This is a genomic window from Geobacillus sp. BK01, assembly GCF_052220245.1.
Lineage (GTDB): Bacteria > Bacillota > Bacilli > Bacillales > Anoxybacillaceae > Geobacillus.
Window position 1 is genome coordinate 22,395 of the sequence record NZ_JBQPTH010000003.1, and the last position, 13,778, is coordinate 36,172.

Here is a 13,778-nt window from a genome sequence, read left to right on the forward strand (position 1 = left end):
TCATAGTTCTATTTTATCATGAAATTTACATTACTCTTATAGCACCATCAAGAATTTTGTGTAATGCAAGATAGATGGGGTGTCTCTGATCTGAGTTCGACAGCCACTAGGCAAACTTTTATACATCATCGCATTCCCTACTCCTTAAGAAACTCTATTATAACAACTTCAACTTCTTACCATCAGATGCAGAATAGTTTTTATAAATATATTCTGATAAAGCTAATGCATCGTCCTGTATTTTCTCCACATCCCATTTATCGTTGGATAAACGTCTCTTTGCAGTTAGCGCAATATTTCTATATCCTTTCTTTATTTCCCAATCATACGCAAAACTGACTTGTTGATTAGCTTCCATAAGTATGTCCCGGATTGTTTCAGCATGATCCTGTCTGCGTAGCCAGATGTTTGGCTCTCTTTGCCCATGGCCGTCACAACTCATAGAAGTATATAACCCGACTTTATTTAATGCAAATACTAGACTAGCAATGCCGCTATCCAAATCCAATATAGAGAGGTCATTGTCTGGATTATGATTCCATGCAACTGGGACTTCTTGTGGTCTGAAAACAGAAAACCAGTTCCATCCTTGTCGATGAAAAAACTCTATTTGCTGGAATAGTTCATCCGAAACAAGGGTATTCGGCTTCAGCCGAATCCCTTGTTCGCCAATGCTAACGCCTATTTGTAATGCTGTTAATAAACTGACCATTTCGATGAAGTTGGATTTTGAATACCATACATCCAAAACTAATTCTTCATCTACTACGTCCACCCAAAATCCTCGTCTTCTTAGACTATTTCTTAATTCAAGAAGAAGTTTCTTTTTCAACACTCATTCCCCCTGCTTTGTCATTGGTCGGATAAAAGCTCCGATGCCAAACTTTTGATAAGCATCAAAGTATTTTTGCTTCCTCTCTTCATAAGCTTTGCGAATTAATTCATCTGCTTCTTCCAGTTGTCTAATCATCTCCTGTTGCTGCTCAATAGGAAGCAAAGGCAACTCAATGGAACGAATATCATTTGGAGTTAGAACCGTTGCAATGGATCCGCTTTGATGAGCTTCAAAAAAGTATTGACCAATCGGACTTTCTAAGAAACGTTTGACGTAGACAGGATCGACTTCTTTCGTAGAATGAAGGCGAATGATAATAAACATATTCGATACTAAAATCGTTCCGTCGTATTCCGGAACAATGGCAATTTTCTGTTGGGTTCCCCTGCTTGACACTAAAATGTCCCCCGGCTGTGCGGTAACACGCTGTACATCTCTTGTTTGAATCGGAAATTCATCAATGGTTTCAAATCGTATTTCTCCATTTTCGATATCTCGTATTTGAATAACAGGGAATAACTCCCCGTCTGCACTTTCGATTTGTCTACGGGTTGGAAGATTCACGCCGCGGATGACCTCCGCAATATCCCCGATCTGCACAAGTTTTTCCGCTTCGCTTTCGTATTTTTTCTTATTAAAGACGATCTTGCCGAATTCTGTGTCCAGTTCCACATGAATGAAGTATAAGGATGGGTTTAAGTCCCAATTATTTTCGGCAATTTCATCTATAGCAACAATGCGTGAGTATTTTTCTTTGTTTTCATATTCCTCGAGCGTTTCAATGATTTTCTGGACATGTTTGGAAGTCAAATATTTCTGTGTTCTTGTCCGCTCATAATCCCCTTCGGCATTAATGAATTGCACTTTGCCTTTTTTGTGGCTTGGTTTATGTTTATTCAATAGAAGAAGCGCCACCTGAATACCCGTTCCGCTAAATAAATTGTTTGGAAGGGAAACAATGCTTTCGATTACATCGTCTTTTAATAAGATGGAGCGAATTTTTCTTTCTGCCGCACCTCTAACCAGTGTTCCAAAAGGAACGATTAATGCCGCTTTCCCTTCCTGATTTAAAGACGCCAATGCATGTAATATAAAGGAATAATCTCCTTGTGATTTAGATGGAAGATCATATAATTCAAATCGATGATAAGGGTCATTGATGGCAAACTCATATCCCCAATCTCTTAAACCGAATGGGAAATTCATCATAATATAGTCAAATTGCATCAGACGCCCATTTTCAAGCCATTTCGGGTCACGAATGGTATCACCTAATTTCATATCCCCCTGTTCTGGCAAGATATGATTGACAAACAAATTCAGCTTGCCAATAACATATAACTCCTCATTAATCTCTTGTCCATAAACAGTAATATCTTTTCCTTTGCCTTTAGCGTATCGGTAAGCATCAACCAGTATATTTGCAATTCCAGCAGTTCCGTCATATACGGATCCCGTGGTTGGCTTTAATGCCTGAATCATTAGCTGTGACAGACCATCAGGTGTGAAGTCATAACCTTTTGAGGACGCAAGCAGCTCTTTTATTAATGTTTCAAAAAAAACTGCCGTAGCCTCGCTATGTTGATACTCCGTTTTCGTTAATCCATATCGTTCAAGAAGAACCACTAATTTATAAAGAGTGGTTTCCTCGATGTTCTTGAATGTATCGTTAAGAAACACGCCAGAGAGTGAAGGCTCTATACTTTCAAGCATACGGTATAAAGATTGGATGGTCTCTTTTACATTTCCGCCGCGATTTTTAAGTTCTTCCCTTGTTATGATGTTTGTGAACTTCTCACCATATTTTTCATTCTCCATGGCAAAAAACAGAGTATGCAGCTTTAATAATTCGACTGTTAATCCTTTTTCCGCTTCAATTTCTTTCTTATTAAATTGATTTTCTAATTCATGAATAAATTGCAACGCTTTGTCGCGGCTCATTATTTTACCTCCTAATTTTTAAATAAAGTATTATTAATTCCTTTTTAATTTTAATACAAAAAAGAAACTTCCTTATTCAATAATTCCATTGTCGCAAGGATTGTCTTCAAAGACATTACTCATTATTTAATGAAGTAACTTATGGTTGACCATCCCTGCGTTTTTAATATAACATACAATGAAATTTTTGTAAAGGGTATTTTTAATTCCTTTTTAGTTTTAATACAATCCCCCCAAAAAAGTAAAATTCGGCCATGGCAAGGGCGGCTTTCCTATGCCTTCTTTTTTGTCCCCGCCGCCCTTGACGACTCTTCCGCACCTTTGGCGGGTGTTGGTCAAGGGTGAATCCGGCTCCCAGGATGCCTCACGATGCTCAATGCGATGATCTGTATGGAGTTTTCATAGAACTTTTGACGGTACCTACTTCCACATTTATAGATAAAACTCTCAATCACTAACTAGGACTTAACTATTCTCCTGTATCTAATTAGGTTTTCAAAACCTCTAGACAAAACATTTTAACCCATTTTCTCTACTTTTTTGGTTCTTCAGATTAAGGGGTGAAAACCGTTAATTTCGGAATTATATAAAGTAGACACATACTGCGACATAGGGGGATTTTAAGAATTCTTTTTGATGTTACTGTCCAGCTTCTTTGAGCAATAAAAGCAGAATAAGCCAACAGCTAAACTCAAAAAGGCTGGTACAATGGCATAAACGAAGAAGATTGTCCAAATAAATAGGTATCCACTTATTGCAAATATAAGCCAACTGGTAATAAGTAAAAAACTAGATAAAAACTCTTTCATAAATGTCACCGTCCTAAGAATGTAATTTAATTCTATCATAGGACTACCCATAATATCGGAATAACTTGTTGCACAGTTCGAAAAAAATAGTGTAACAAAACACTAGGGGATAACTAAACCTAAATTGTATTCCACCAGATGATCCGAATACCCTTTTTTAAAGTGAAGAAAAAATAACATGGACAGTAGATGAGGTAAATCGATTTCTGAATCTGATTAAAGATAGCTCTATAGATCCCTTACCTTCTTGCGATTTTCACAGGAATGCGATTTGCGGCATACACATGCAACCATCTTAATGCAGCAAGGAGAAAATCCAAAAGTGGTTAGCGAGCGGCTGGGACATTCTCGCGTTGGTATAACTTTAGATTTATACTCACATGTCAGCGATGATTTACAAGAGCAAGCGGCAGAGAAATTTGAAAATGCCCTGTTAAAACAGAGTTAAAATCCTTTAGTTGACTAAAGGTGCAAGTTTTGTGCAAGTTTTTAAATCACGGAGATTGCAACACAATTGCCAATAAAACGAAAAAGCTTGAAACCCTTGATACGCAAGGATTTCAAGCCTCTCATTTTAGTGATTCCGACTGGGCTCGAACCAGCGACCTCCACCCTGTCAAGGTGGCGCTCTCCCAGCTGAGCTACGGAATCATATTTTGCTGTCCGCTATCGAACACATTTTTTATTATATAGACGGGCCTATACATTGTCAACAACTTTTTTTAAAAAAATCGCTGTTCATGTTGAAAAAGGGGAAGAGGCCTTCCCCGTGAACTACCCGCCACCTACGCTTTGCTTAAAGGCAGGGCTTCAAGCGACTCGTGCTTGTTCGCCGAACGGCAAGCCGCACACAAGGACCCTTTACGCTTCCCTTCGCTCCGAAGATGTCCGTTCTCACCATCTTCGATCATATTCGTTGGCGAACGCCACCCGACATTTCTCTCCCACCTGCTCACTCGGTTGCCCCCTTCGCGTTCCTTGAGGCGGGAGACTTCTTTCGGAAATCTGTTAAAGAAACAGCCCGCGTTTGAACGGTTCGAGCAAGAGCGGAACATAGCGGCGGCGGGCGGTTTCGTATTGGGCGATGATGCGGTGTTGTTGGTCTTCGGCAAAGGCGACGGTTTCAAGCAAATCCGTTTCGAGCTGCGGGCTTGCGGTCGAAACGACGCAACGCTCAAGGCCGATGGAGGCGGCGAAGTCGAACACTTTGAACCGGTAGCCGAGCATGACGGCGGGGACGCCGGCGGCCAGGGACAGGACGTTGGCGTGGAGTTTGAAATTGACGGTGGCGGTGAACGGGCGGAGAAGGTGCAGCAGCTGTTGTTCGTTGTATGGCGCACGGTCGAAGGTGACGCGCTCGGGGCAGTTGATTTTCCGGTATAGCCGCTCGCAGGCGGGGCGGTCGTTCGGCCAGACGGTGTACAAATAAATGCGATAGCCGTTGGCGATCCACATTTTCGCGGCGCGGGCGAGGGTGTCTTCGACGAGCGCTTCGTTTTGGCCGAAAAGGCGGTTGTATGTCGTCCCCCAGTTGAGGCCGATCGTTTTTTCTTTATTTGGCGGTTCAGCTTGGGCAGGCGGCGCTAACAACAGCCCGGGATCACCGATGACGCGGACGTTTGAAGAGCAGGCGCCTAGCGTTTGCAATGCCGCTTCGCTGAGCGGGCCGCGGATGCCGGCGAAGGCGGCCGCGGCGAGGACGGTGCGGAACCGCTCGGCGTCGTTGGCGGAGAAATGGCTGCCGAGCGCGGGGTTAGCGCCCGCAAGCAACGCGGCGGTCGCGCTCGGGCCGATCCAGTCGATGCCGCTTCCCCATATCCATATTGGTTTTCCCGCTTCATGCGCCTCATGCAACACGGCCATATACCCCGGCAGCAACAGCGACCCGCCGCCGAGCACAACAGCGTCGTACGGGCTAATGTCTTTCCAGTTGACCGTAGGTGTGGACGGCGTGATGCGGACGTCGGGGGCGTATTGGCGGGCATAGGCAGCAAAAAGGTTCCATAACAGCTCATCGCCAACGTTGTGAAAGCCGAGCCAGCCGATGTACAGCACATGTTTCATCATCACGATTCCCCTTTCAATAAGGATGCATAGACGTCAAGCACTTGATCAACACACGTTTTGATATAAAACTGCTGCCTTACCCACTCCCGCCCGGCCTGGCCGAGTCGTTCGCGATCAGACGATGAAGAAAGCAGCCGTTTTAAATCTTGAGAAAGAAGATAGCGGCTGCACCCTTGACGCGAGCCGTGATCGCCGAAGTAACATTCCCACGCTTCGGCGTAATGGCTCGGTTCGACAATGCCGAAGTAGCCGTGGTTGCCGGCGGCGAGCACCGGTTTGCCGCATGCCATGGCTTCTAAAGCGACGCGTCCGGTGCCGACGACGGCATCAGCAAGCGAGTAATAGAAAGCCATATCGCGTTGTTCGCCAACGAGATGGAGAAACGACTCGCGGCACGTTTGGTGGATAAGGCGGACTAGGTTTTGCGCGTCGGAAAAACGCGGGCCGTCCCCGACCACGACGGCGTGCAAGTTCGGAAACAGCCGTTTCAAATCTTTGCACGCTTTTAAAAACATGAAACAAATCCCAGCTTTCGCCCAGGCGAGACGGCTGCTGTAGACGATGACCAAAGCGTCGTCCGGGATGCCGAGCGCCTGCCGCCCTCCGCAGCCGCGCGGGGCAAATTCGTTCATATCCACGCCGTTTGGGATGAGAACCCGTTTGGAAATGAGCGGGGCAATATGCCGCTCGACCGGCGGGCTGACAGCAATTGCGGCGGAGGCAAGACGAAGCATTTCTTCCAGCTCGGCGGGCGGGTAGTACGTGCCATGGGCGGTAAAGACGACCGGAATGCCGCGGCGGCGCGCCGCTAATGCGGCGAGGATGCCGGATGGGGTTTGATGGGCGTGAACGATCGAGATGTTTTCCTTCTTCATCACCGCTTCAAGTTGCTCAATCAGCTGTTGTTTCCGTTGTTCATCTATATCGATCGCCGTTGGAAAACCGATAAGGTGCAGCGGACAGCCCACTTCCCCGAAGCGGTTGGCCAGCGCCCCGCCGCGGGCGGCGACAGCAACATGAACACCGCGGGCTGCCATTTCCTTCGCCAAGCTGAAGGCGTGCGTTTCCGTCCCGCCGAAGTCAAGGCCATCAAGCACGAGAAGTACGCGCATCGTCAGCTCCCTCCCTTCTTATAAAACTGGCGCGAGCGCTGTTGCGGATGGCTGCGGTAGTAGTACAAAATGTCAGGCAAATTTTCCACTTCCAGCTTGGCGTTTAAAAATTTGACGATAAATTCATAATCTTCTGCCCCGTGAATCCGCCTTGTCGGCCCGCCGAGTTGGTCAAACACTCCGCCGCGAAACATGATCGTGCCATGGCAAATGCAATGTTTTCCTTCCGCATAGACGCGGCGGATGTCGCGCCCGTACGCGAGCCAGTTGGCGGGCGTCTTTTGCTCGAAATGGCCGTCGGGAAAGGCGGCGTAATTCGTGCCGACTAAGGCGATGTGCGGGTGCCGGTGTAAAAAGGAAAGTTGTTTTTCAAACCGTTCAGGATGGGAAATGTCATCAGCATCGTGGACGGCGATATACTCGCCTTGGCTTAAAAAATAACCGACCGTTAACGCGCCGGCAAATCCGACGTTGCGCGGGAGCTTCAGATAAACGATAGGGAAAAATGGGGAATGTTCGTTCATCCATCGTTTCACCGCTTCTTCGCTCCCATCGCCCGATCCATCGTCGACAATAATCGCCTCAAACTGGCGATACGTTTGCTTGATTAGCCCATTTAGGCAGTCTTCTATATAACGCGATGCGTTATAACACGGAATGACGACGCTGATGAAGTCTTTTTTTCGCTCTGGCGCCATCAGCAATCACCTCATTCACTATATATCCATTTCTCTTCTTCATCGTGAGAGTCGAACGCTGATTTTTTTGCAAAACAGTAGAATATACCCCCTCCTTTCTATCTTTTTTCCTATCGTTCATCCACCGTTTCTCCTGACAAAAATCGACCGTTTTCCCTACACCCCAATTCAAAAAATCGTTCTTTTTTCTCCGGATATGCACCCGTGTCGAATGAAAGAATCGCGCATAACGTAGTTAACGAACGAAAGAAAAGGAAGGAGGAACAGGCGTTGGGCCATAAACGTTTGCGTGAAGTAGCGAAAGAGTTGAAAAAGATCCGCAAATGGCTTGAAAAGCTAGACTTGGATGACTCTACTGTTGAACAGATTGTCTCTTTATTAGAAGACATCGCCGATCACGGAGGCGACACCGAACGGATTTTGCGCCGCATTCTTGACGAGGAGCAGGAACAGCGGGCCATTTTAGAAGATGAGCGGGAACTGTTGCAAGCCATTTTGGCCGAGCTGCGCACAGGAGCGCCACCCGTGGAAGATATTGGCGACGAGCTGGAGGACTTAATTGGGGAAAGGGTGGAAATCACAGTCAATTTCGGCCCGGTGGCCGGCACGGTCATCGCCGTCCGCACTGATTATGTCGTGCTTGAAGATGCGCTCGGGCGGTTCGTTTATGTTCCGTTTGCCAGCATTCAAGCCGTCGCCCGTTTGGACTGAAAGGAGGGAGGAAACGATGGACTTTGCGGCCACATTCGAAGAGCAGCTCCGCCGCCTCATCGGAGAGACGCTCCAAGTCGCGACGGACAACAACTTGATTGAAGGACAATTGACCGACGTCGAGGACGGAACGATCGAGATTCAGGCGGAAGCAGGCGGATATGAGCGGGAAACGCGGACAGTGCTCATTCCGCTGACGGCTGTCAATTTTGTCCGGGAAGTGTAGCGGGCGGCTCCCGCTTGGCTTTCCCTGACGGAACGACGACAACGAAGGTATGCACCTAAAAGCGGTGCATACCTTTGTTGTTACCGCGCAGGGATGGCCGATGGCCGTTCGTTGACATATGACAGCGCCTGCTCGAAATCGGCGATCAAATCGTTCACATCTTCCAGCCCGACGCTCAGCCTCAGCAAGCCGTCGGTAATGCCGCGGCGGAGCCGTTCGTCTTTCGGCATGGCCGCATGCGACATTTTCGCCGGATATGACAAAATCGACTCGACGGCTCCGAGGCTGACAGCAAACACGGGCAGGCGGACGTTTCGGACGAACGTCCGGGCTGCGTCTTCATCGGCGAGTCGGAACGACAAGACGGCGCCAAACCCGGCCGCCTGCTGGCGCTGAACCGCATGGCCCGGGTGGTGCGAAAGCCCCGGATAGTACACCTCTTCCACTTTCGGGTGGCGCGCCAAATACTCGGCGATGGCTAGGGCGGATTCGGATGACTGCTTCAGCCGGACGTGGAGCGTTTTGATGCCGCGCAGCACGAGCCAGGCGTCTTGGACGCCGAGGATGGCGCCAAAGGCGTTTTGCAGCTTGTAGAGCTGTTTTCCTAATTCCTCATCCTTCACAGCCGCCAGCCCGGCGACGACATCGCTATGGCCGGCTAAAAACTTCGTCGCGCTATGGAGGACGACGTCGACGCCAAGGTCAAGCGGCCGTTGCAGCGCCGGCGTCATAAACGTGTTGTCGAGAAACGTCAAACAGCCGTGCGCCTTCGCCAGCTTGACGACGCCTTGAATGTCGGTCACTTTTAACAACGGATTGGACGGCGTTTCCATATAAATGACTTTCGTGTTCGGCCGGATGTTTTCGGCCACGGCATGCAAATCGGTCATATCGACAAACGTATGCTCGATGCCAAACCGGTTCAACACTTCCGTGACCATCCGATACGTGCCGCCGTAGACGTCTTCGGTCACAACCACATGGTCGCCTTTGGACAAAAGCAAAAACGCGGTCGAGATGGCCGCCATGCCGGAGGCGAAGGCGAATCCGCGCACGCCGCCTTCTAAGGCGGCGATCGCTTCCTCAAGCGCCTCGCGCGTCGGGTTGCCGGAGCGGCTGTAGTCGTATTTGCCGAACGCGTCGAAATCAAACTGATGGAACGTGGAGGCGTGCTGGATCGGCACACTCACCGCTCCCGTTTCGCGGTCGACTTTCCATTCGTTATGGAGCAGTTTCGTTGAAAACGACCATTCCCGTTCCATCGCTCACACCTCTTTCATGTTTTTGAATGCTTGCGCCAGGTCGGCGATTAAATCATCGGCATGTTCGATGCCGACCGAAAAGCGGAGCAATCGGTTGCAGACGCCGTTTTGAATGCGGATGTCTTCCGGAATGTCGGCGTGTGTCTGCGTCGCCGGGTACGTGATGAAGCTTTCGACTCCGCCTAAGCTTTCGGCGAACGTAATGAGACGCAAGCTTTTTAAAAATCCGTTCACCCACTTCTCATCGGCAATCCGGAATGACAACATCCCGCCTCTTCCCGGATATAGGACGTCTATGACATCTTCATGTTCGCGCAAAAACGCGCTGATGCGCTTGGCGTTTTCTTCATGCTGGCGCATCCTTAGCGCCAACGTTTTCATCCCGCGGATGAGCAGCCACGAATCAAACGGCGACAACACCGCGCCGATGGCGTTATGGTACTCGGCCAACCGTTGACAAAGCTCCTCGCCCTTGGCGACAACAAGCCCGGCCAACACGTCGTTATGGCCGCCTAAGTATTTCGTCGCGCTATGGATGACGATATCGGCTCCTTCTTCAATCGGACGCTGGAGCACCGGGGTGTAAAACGTGTTATCGACGATCAACAACAGCCCGTGCCGCTTGGCGAGTTCGGCCACGGCAAGGATGTCCGCTTCCTGCATGAGCGGGTTGGTTGGCGTTTCCAAGAAAATGGCTTTCGTTTTTTCCGTTATCGTTTTTTCCACCGCACTAGGATCAGTGAAGTCAACGTAATGAAACCGAAGACCGTATTTGCGCCAGCCGCGCTCAAACAGGCGGTACGTGCCGCCGTAAAGGTCGGCCGATACGAGAAACTCGTCTCCGCTCTCAAACAAGGCGAGCACCGTCTGGATGGCCGCCATGCCGGAACTAAAGGCATAGCCTTGGTCACCGCCTTCTAGCTTGGCGATCGCCTCTTCGACGATTTTGCGCGTCGGATTGCCGGTACGGATGTAGTCAAACCCGGTCGACTCCCCGATTCCGGCATGGCGATAGGCGGTCGAAAAATAGACGGGCGGGTTGACCGTCCCGGTCACCGTTTCACTTCGGTTGCCAATTTGCGCCAACAATGTTTCCAGTTTCTCCATCTCATCTCTCTCCTTCTGCTGAAAAATTCTCTCGTGGTCAAACGGCCGACGGCCATGACGCCTAAAGCGCACCGCTGCTTGTCTCGGCAGCCGGACACCTCGGCTCCAACACGCCTCACCGGTCGGCGGAGCGGCCGCCTAAACAAAGGCAAATAAAAAAAGTCTTCTAAGAAGAAGACTTTTCCATACCCATGGTCATGCTTCTTCTTATCTTCCGAATTGAATGCTCAATTCGCTGGATTTAGCACCTGACCGGTTTCCGGCTGGTTGCTGAAGCTTCGCAGGGCCAGTTCCCTCCGCTTCTCTCGATAAGAACAGAACGTATATTTAATTTTGTTAATTTAGTGAACTACCCACTACCTACACTTCGCTTAGAGGTGAGGGCTTCAAGCGACTTGTGTGTGTTCGCCGAACGGTAAGCCACACACAAGAACCCTTTACGCTTCCCTTCGTTCCGAAGGTGTCCGTTCTCGCCATATTCGATCATATTCGTTGGCTAACGCCAACCGACATTCATCTCCCACTTTCACTTCACTTAGAAGTGGGAGACTTCTTTCGGAAAGACGTTAATTTATTAAAAAATGTAACGTATTCCGGCCGTTTTTGCAAGTCATTTTTTTGCCGCTGCCAATGTTCGGCAAATTCGCGAAAAATTCGCGCTCTCCATTAACATCTTTTCGCCAAAATATGTTACAATAACAGGTGAACTTATTGTGTTCATGGAGGATGGTCATGGCAGCCGCAGCAGGAACGATGCGTGATTATGCGCTTTACAGCGGGGAGCTTCAGGAGAAAATTGAACTGCTCGTGTATTTGCCAAGCAATTTTTCTCCGCTTCACAAATATTCTTTACTAATCGCTCAAGACGGCAAAGATTATTTTATGTACGGAAAAATCAAAACCGTCATCGAGACGCTCATGGACGAAGGAACGATCGATCGGACGGTTGTCGTCGGTATCCCGTATCGGAATGTGAACGACCGCTACGAGAAATACCACCCGGCAGGGCAAAAGCACGAGGCGTACATTCGTTTTTTAGCCCATGAACTCGTTCCGTTTTTGGATCACGAGCTGCCGACCTACCAAATCGGCAAAGGCCGGGCGCTGATCGGCGATTCGCTCGGCGGAACGGTCTCGTTGTTAGCCGGGCTGTTGTATCCGCATACATTTGGAAACATCGCCATGCAGTCCCCTTACATCGATGACTCGGTGTTGGCGCGTATCCGCGCGTTCCGCGATCCGTCGCTTCTTTCGATTTATCATTCCATCGGCGCGGAAGAAACAGCCGTGAAATCAACGGACGGCCGTGTACGCGACTTTATTACACCAAATCGTATGGCACGGGACTTATTTATGGAAAAACGGTACGCCTACACGTACCATGAGTTTGCCGGCGGCCATGCGTGGACGTATTGGCAGCCTGACGTGCCGAGGGCCGTATCCGCTCTTTTGTCGCTGTAAACCATTGAAATACAACCATCTAAGGAGGGAAATCGGGATGAAATACGGCATTGTATTATTTCCGTCAAAACGCATTCAAGACTTTGCCAACTCGTACCGGAAACGGTATGACAGCCATTACGCCCTCATTCCGCCGCACATTACGCTGAAATATCCGTTTGAGGCGGATGAGGGGCAACTGAAAGAGATGACGAAAGAGCTGCGCCGCATCGCGGCGGAAACGGAGCCGATTCCGGTTAAAGTGACGAAATTCAGCTCGTTTTACCCGACAAGCAACATCATTTATTTGAAAGTCGAGCCAAACGATGTGCTTGAGCGCCTCCATCAGCATCTGCACAGCGGCTTGTTTGCCGGAAAGCCGGAGTTTGTGTTCGTGCCGCACATTACAATCGGCCGCGATTTGCCGGGTGCGGAATATGCCGATGTTTACAGCCAGCTGAAGCTGCAAAACGTCCATTTTGAAGAGACGATCGACCGGTTCCACCTTCTTTACCAGCTTGAGAACGGGTCATGGACCGTCTATGAAACGTTTGTCGTCGGAGGAAAGGAAACGGTATAACATGAACATCGCCATTGGAACAACAAAAGATCGCCCCTTGTATGAGGACGCTTTGCATGTCCGCCGGCTCGTATTTATTGAGGAGCAAAATGTGCCGGAAGAGGAAGAAATTGATGCATTTGAACAAGAATCATCCCATCTCGTCTTGTATGATGGCGAAAAACCAGTTGCGGCCGGACGGCTTCGCTTGATCGGCGAAAGCATCGGCAAAGCGGAGCGCATCTGCGTTTTGCCGTCTTACCGCGGCCGCGGCGCCGGCCGGATGGTGATGGAAGCGTTGGAGCGGCTCGCGAAAACAAAAGGGGCAAAAAAAGTGAAACTGAACGCCCAAACACACGCCGAACCGTTTTATGAAAAGCTCGGCTACGAGACGGTATCCGGGGTGTTTATGGATGCCGGCATTCCACACGTCACGATGGTGAAATCGCTCGAATAAAAGGGAGCTTGCGCGCGCACAGCTCCCTTTTGCTTATTTTTTATTGTTCAGCATATTGGCGATCGTATTAAAATCAATTTGTTTGCCGCTATGGACGATCGTTTTGACGATCTGGTCTTCGAGTTCTTTCGGCACTTTTCGGTTGGCGATTTGCGCCACCCGCTTCACCACTTGGCGCACCGTTTTTTCATCGTTGAAATTGGCGTTTTGCAGCGAGTTGGCAAGCTCGAAAATGTCTTTCATGTTCACGCCTGTTTTTTTCTCAATGTTTTTAAAAAATTGCTGATCCATTTTTCTGCCTCCTTCTCCCTGTATATCGTATGACGCCTCCCTAAGAAGGTGCATCAAAGGGGAAAGAAAAAATACGAGCCGCTCCGCAGCGCCGAAACGGCCCGTATACGATTCGTTTTTTCCGTTAGCCGACAAATGCCGCGCCGACAATAATTAACAAGATGAACAAAACAACAATCAGCACAAAGCCACCGCCATAGCCAAAGCCGCCATAGCCGTAGCCATAGTACGGAAATCCGTAGCCGCAGAAGCCCATCCTCGTG

14 protein-coding genes, 1 tRNA gene, 1 pseudogene and 1 riboswitch are annotated in these 13,778 nt (G+C 49.1%); of the genes and pseudogenes, 6 read left to right on the forward strand and 10 right to left on the reverse strand.

Annotated elements, in window-relative coordinates; all coding sequences use genetic code 11:
- Positions 1–157: 157 nt before the first annotated feature.
- Together ACTVDO_RS04220 and ACTVDO_RS04225 are read right to left on the reverse strand one after the other, a co-directional pair.
- Positions 158–835, reverse strand: a complete 678-nt coding sequence (locus ACTVDO_RS04220) for a hypothetical protein (protein ID WP_020959012.1) — start codon at positions 833–835, stop codon at positions 158–160.
- Positions 836–2,776: an N-6 DNA methylase gene (locus tag ACTVDO_RS04225; protein WP_020959011.1), complete on the reverse strand. Its 1,941-nt coding sequence runs from the start codon at positions 2,774–2,776 to the stop codon at positions 836–838.
- Positions 2,777–3,853: 1,077 nt separating this feature from the next.
- On the opposite strand from ACTVDO_RS04225, the pseudogene ACTVDO_RS04230 reads away from it, so the two are divergent.
- Positions 3,854–4,033: pseudogene (locus ACTVDO_RS04230) on the forward strand (tyrosine-type recombinase/integrase); the annotation flags it as partial.
- A 130-nt stretch (positions 4,034–4,163) separates the two neighbouring features.
- On the opposite strand, the gene ACTVDO_RS04235 reads toward ACTVDO_RS04230, so the two are convergent.
- The 4 genes from ACTVDO_RS04235 to ACTVDO_RS04250 form a co-directional block, all read right to left on the reverse strand.
- Positions 4,164–4,236: transfer RNA gene (locus ACTVDO_RS04235), tRNA-Val, on the reverse strand.
- Between the two features lie 357 nt (positions 4,237–4,593).
- Entirely contained in the window at positions 4,594–5,652 is a 1,059-nt protein-coding gene (locus tag ACTVDO_RS04240) for a polysaccharide pyruvyl transferase family protein (RefSeq protein WP_020959009.1), read from the reverse strand.
- Complete coding sequence (locus tag ACTVDO_RS04245) at positions 5,652–6,764, reverse strand: glycosyltransferase (protein ID WP_442901119.1); 1,113 nt, start codon at positions 6,762–6,764, stop codon at positions 5,652–5,654. The genes ACTVDO_RS04240 and ACTVDO_RS04245 overlap by 1 nt, the downstream gene beginning before the upstream one ends.
- A gap of 2 nt (positions 6,765–6,766) precedes the next feature.
- The gene (locus ACTVDO_RS04250; protein ID WP_020959007.1) at positions 6,767–7,462 is read right to left on the reverse strand and encodes a glycosyltransferase family 2 protein; all 696 of its coding nucleotides are present in this window, start codon (positions 7,460–7,462) and stop codon (positions 6,767–6,769) included.
- Between the two features lie 270 nt (positions 7,463–7,732).
- On the opposite strand from ACTVDO_RS04250, the gene ACTVDO_RS04255 reads away from it, so the two are divergent.
- Positions 7,733–8,173 (forward strand): hypothetical protein, encoded by a 441-nt coding sequence (locus ACTVDO_RS04255; RefSeq protein WP_020959006.1) that lies wholly within the window; start codon positions 7,733–7,735, stop codon positions 8,171–8,173.
- Positions 8,174–8,189: 16 nt separating this feature from the next.
- A complete protein-coding gene (locus ACTVDO_RS04260) occupies positions 8,190–8,399 on the forward strand; it encodes a hypothetical protein (RefSeq protein ID WP_020959005.1) in 210 nt (69 codons plus the stop codon).
- An 80-nt stretch (positions 8,400–8,479) separates the two neighbouring features.
- Here the strand turns inward: ACTVDO_RS04260 and metC are convergent, their stop codons facing one another.
- Both metC and ACTVDO_RS04270 read right to left on the reverse strand, forming a co-directional pair.
- Complete coding sequence (gene metC / locus ACTVDO_RS04265; RefSeq protein ID WP_020959004.1) at positions 8,480–9,661, reverse strand: cystathionine beta-lyase; 1,182 nt, start codon at positions 9,659–9,661, stop codon at positions 8,480–8,482.
- A gap of 3 nt (positions 9,662–9,664) precedes the next feature.
- A complete protein-coding gene (locus ACTVDO_RS04270; protein WP_020959003.1) occupies positions 9,665–10,768 on the reverse strand; it encodes a methionine biosynthesis PLP-dependent protein in 1,104 nt (367 codons plus the stop codon).
- A gap of 204 nt (positions 10,769–10,972) precedes the next feature.
- Positions 10,973–11,083, reverse strand: a riboswitch (SAM riboswitch).
- A 417-nt stretch (positions 11,084–11,500) separates the two neighbouring features.
- On the opposite strand from ACTVDO_RS04270, the gene ACTVDO_RS04275 reads away from it, so the two are divergent.
- Genes ACTVDO_RS04275 through ACTVDO_RS04285 form a run of 3 tightly spaced genes read left to right on the forward strand, consistent with a single transcriptional unit; the run spans position 11,501 to position 13,224 of the window.
- Positions 11,501–12,229, forward strand: a complete 729-nt coding sequence (locus ACTVDO_RS04275; protein WP_020959002.1) for an alpha/beta hydrolase — start codon at positions 11,501–11,503, stop codon at positions 12,227–12,229.
- Positions 12,230–12,266: 37 nt separating this feature from the next.
- Positions 12,267–12,788 (forward strand): YjcG family protein, encoded by a 522-nt coding sequence (locus ACTVDO_RS04280; protein ID WP_020959001.1) that lies wholly within the window; start codon positions 12,267–12,269, stop codon positions 12,786–12,788.
- Between the two features lies 1 nt (position 12,789).
- Entirely contained in the window at positions 12,790–13,224 is a 435-nt protein-coding gene (locus ACTVDO_RS04285) for a GNAT family N-acetyltransferase (protein WP_020959000.1), read from the forward strand.
- Between the two features lie 33 nt (positions 13,225–13,257).
- On the opposite strand, the gene ACTVDO_RS04290 is transcribed toward ACTVDO_RS04285, so the two are convergent.
- Together ACTVDO_RS04290 and ACTVDO_RS04295 are read right to left on the reverse strand one after the other, a co-directional pair.
- Complete coding sequence (locus ACTVDO_RS04290) at positions 13,258–13,515, reverse strand: stage VI sporulation protein F (protein ID WP_020958999.1); 258 nt, start codon at positions 13,513–13,515, stop codon at positions 13,258–13,260.
- Positions 13,516–13,639: 124 nt separating this feature from the next.
- Positions 13,640–13,771: a YjcZ family sporulation protein gene (locus tag ACTVDO_RS04295; RefSeq protein ID WP_020958998.1), complete on the reverse strand. Its 132-nt coding sequence runs from the start codon at positions 13,769–13,771 to the stop codon at positions 13,640–13,642.
- Positions 13,772–13,778: the final 7 nt, after the last annotated feature.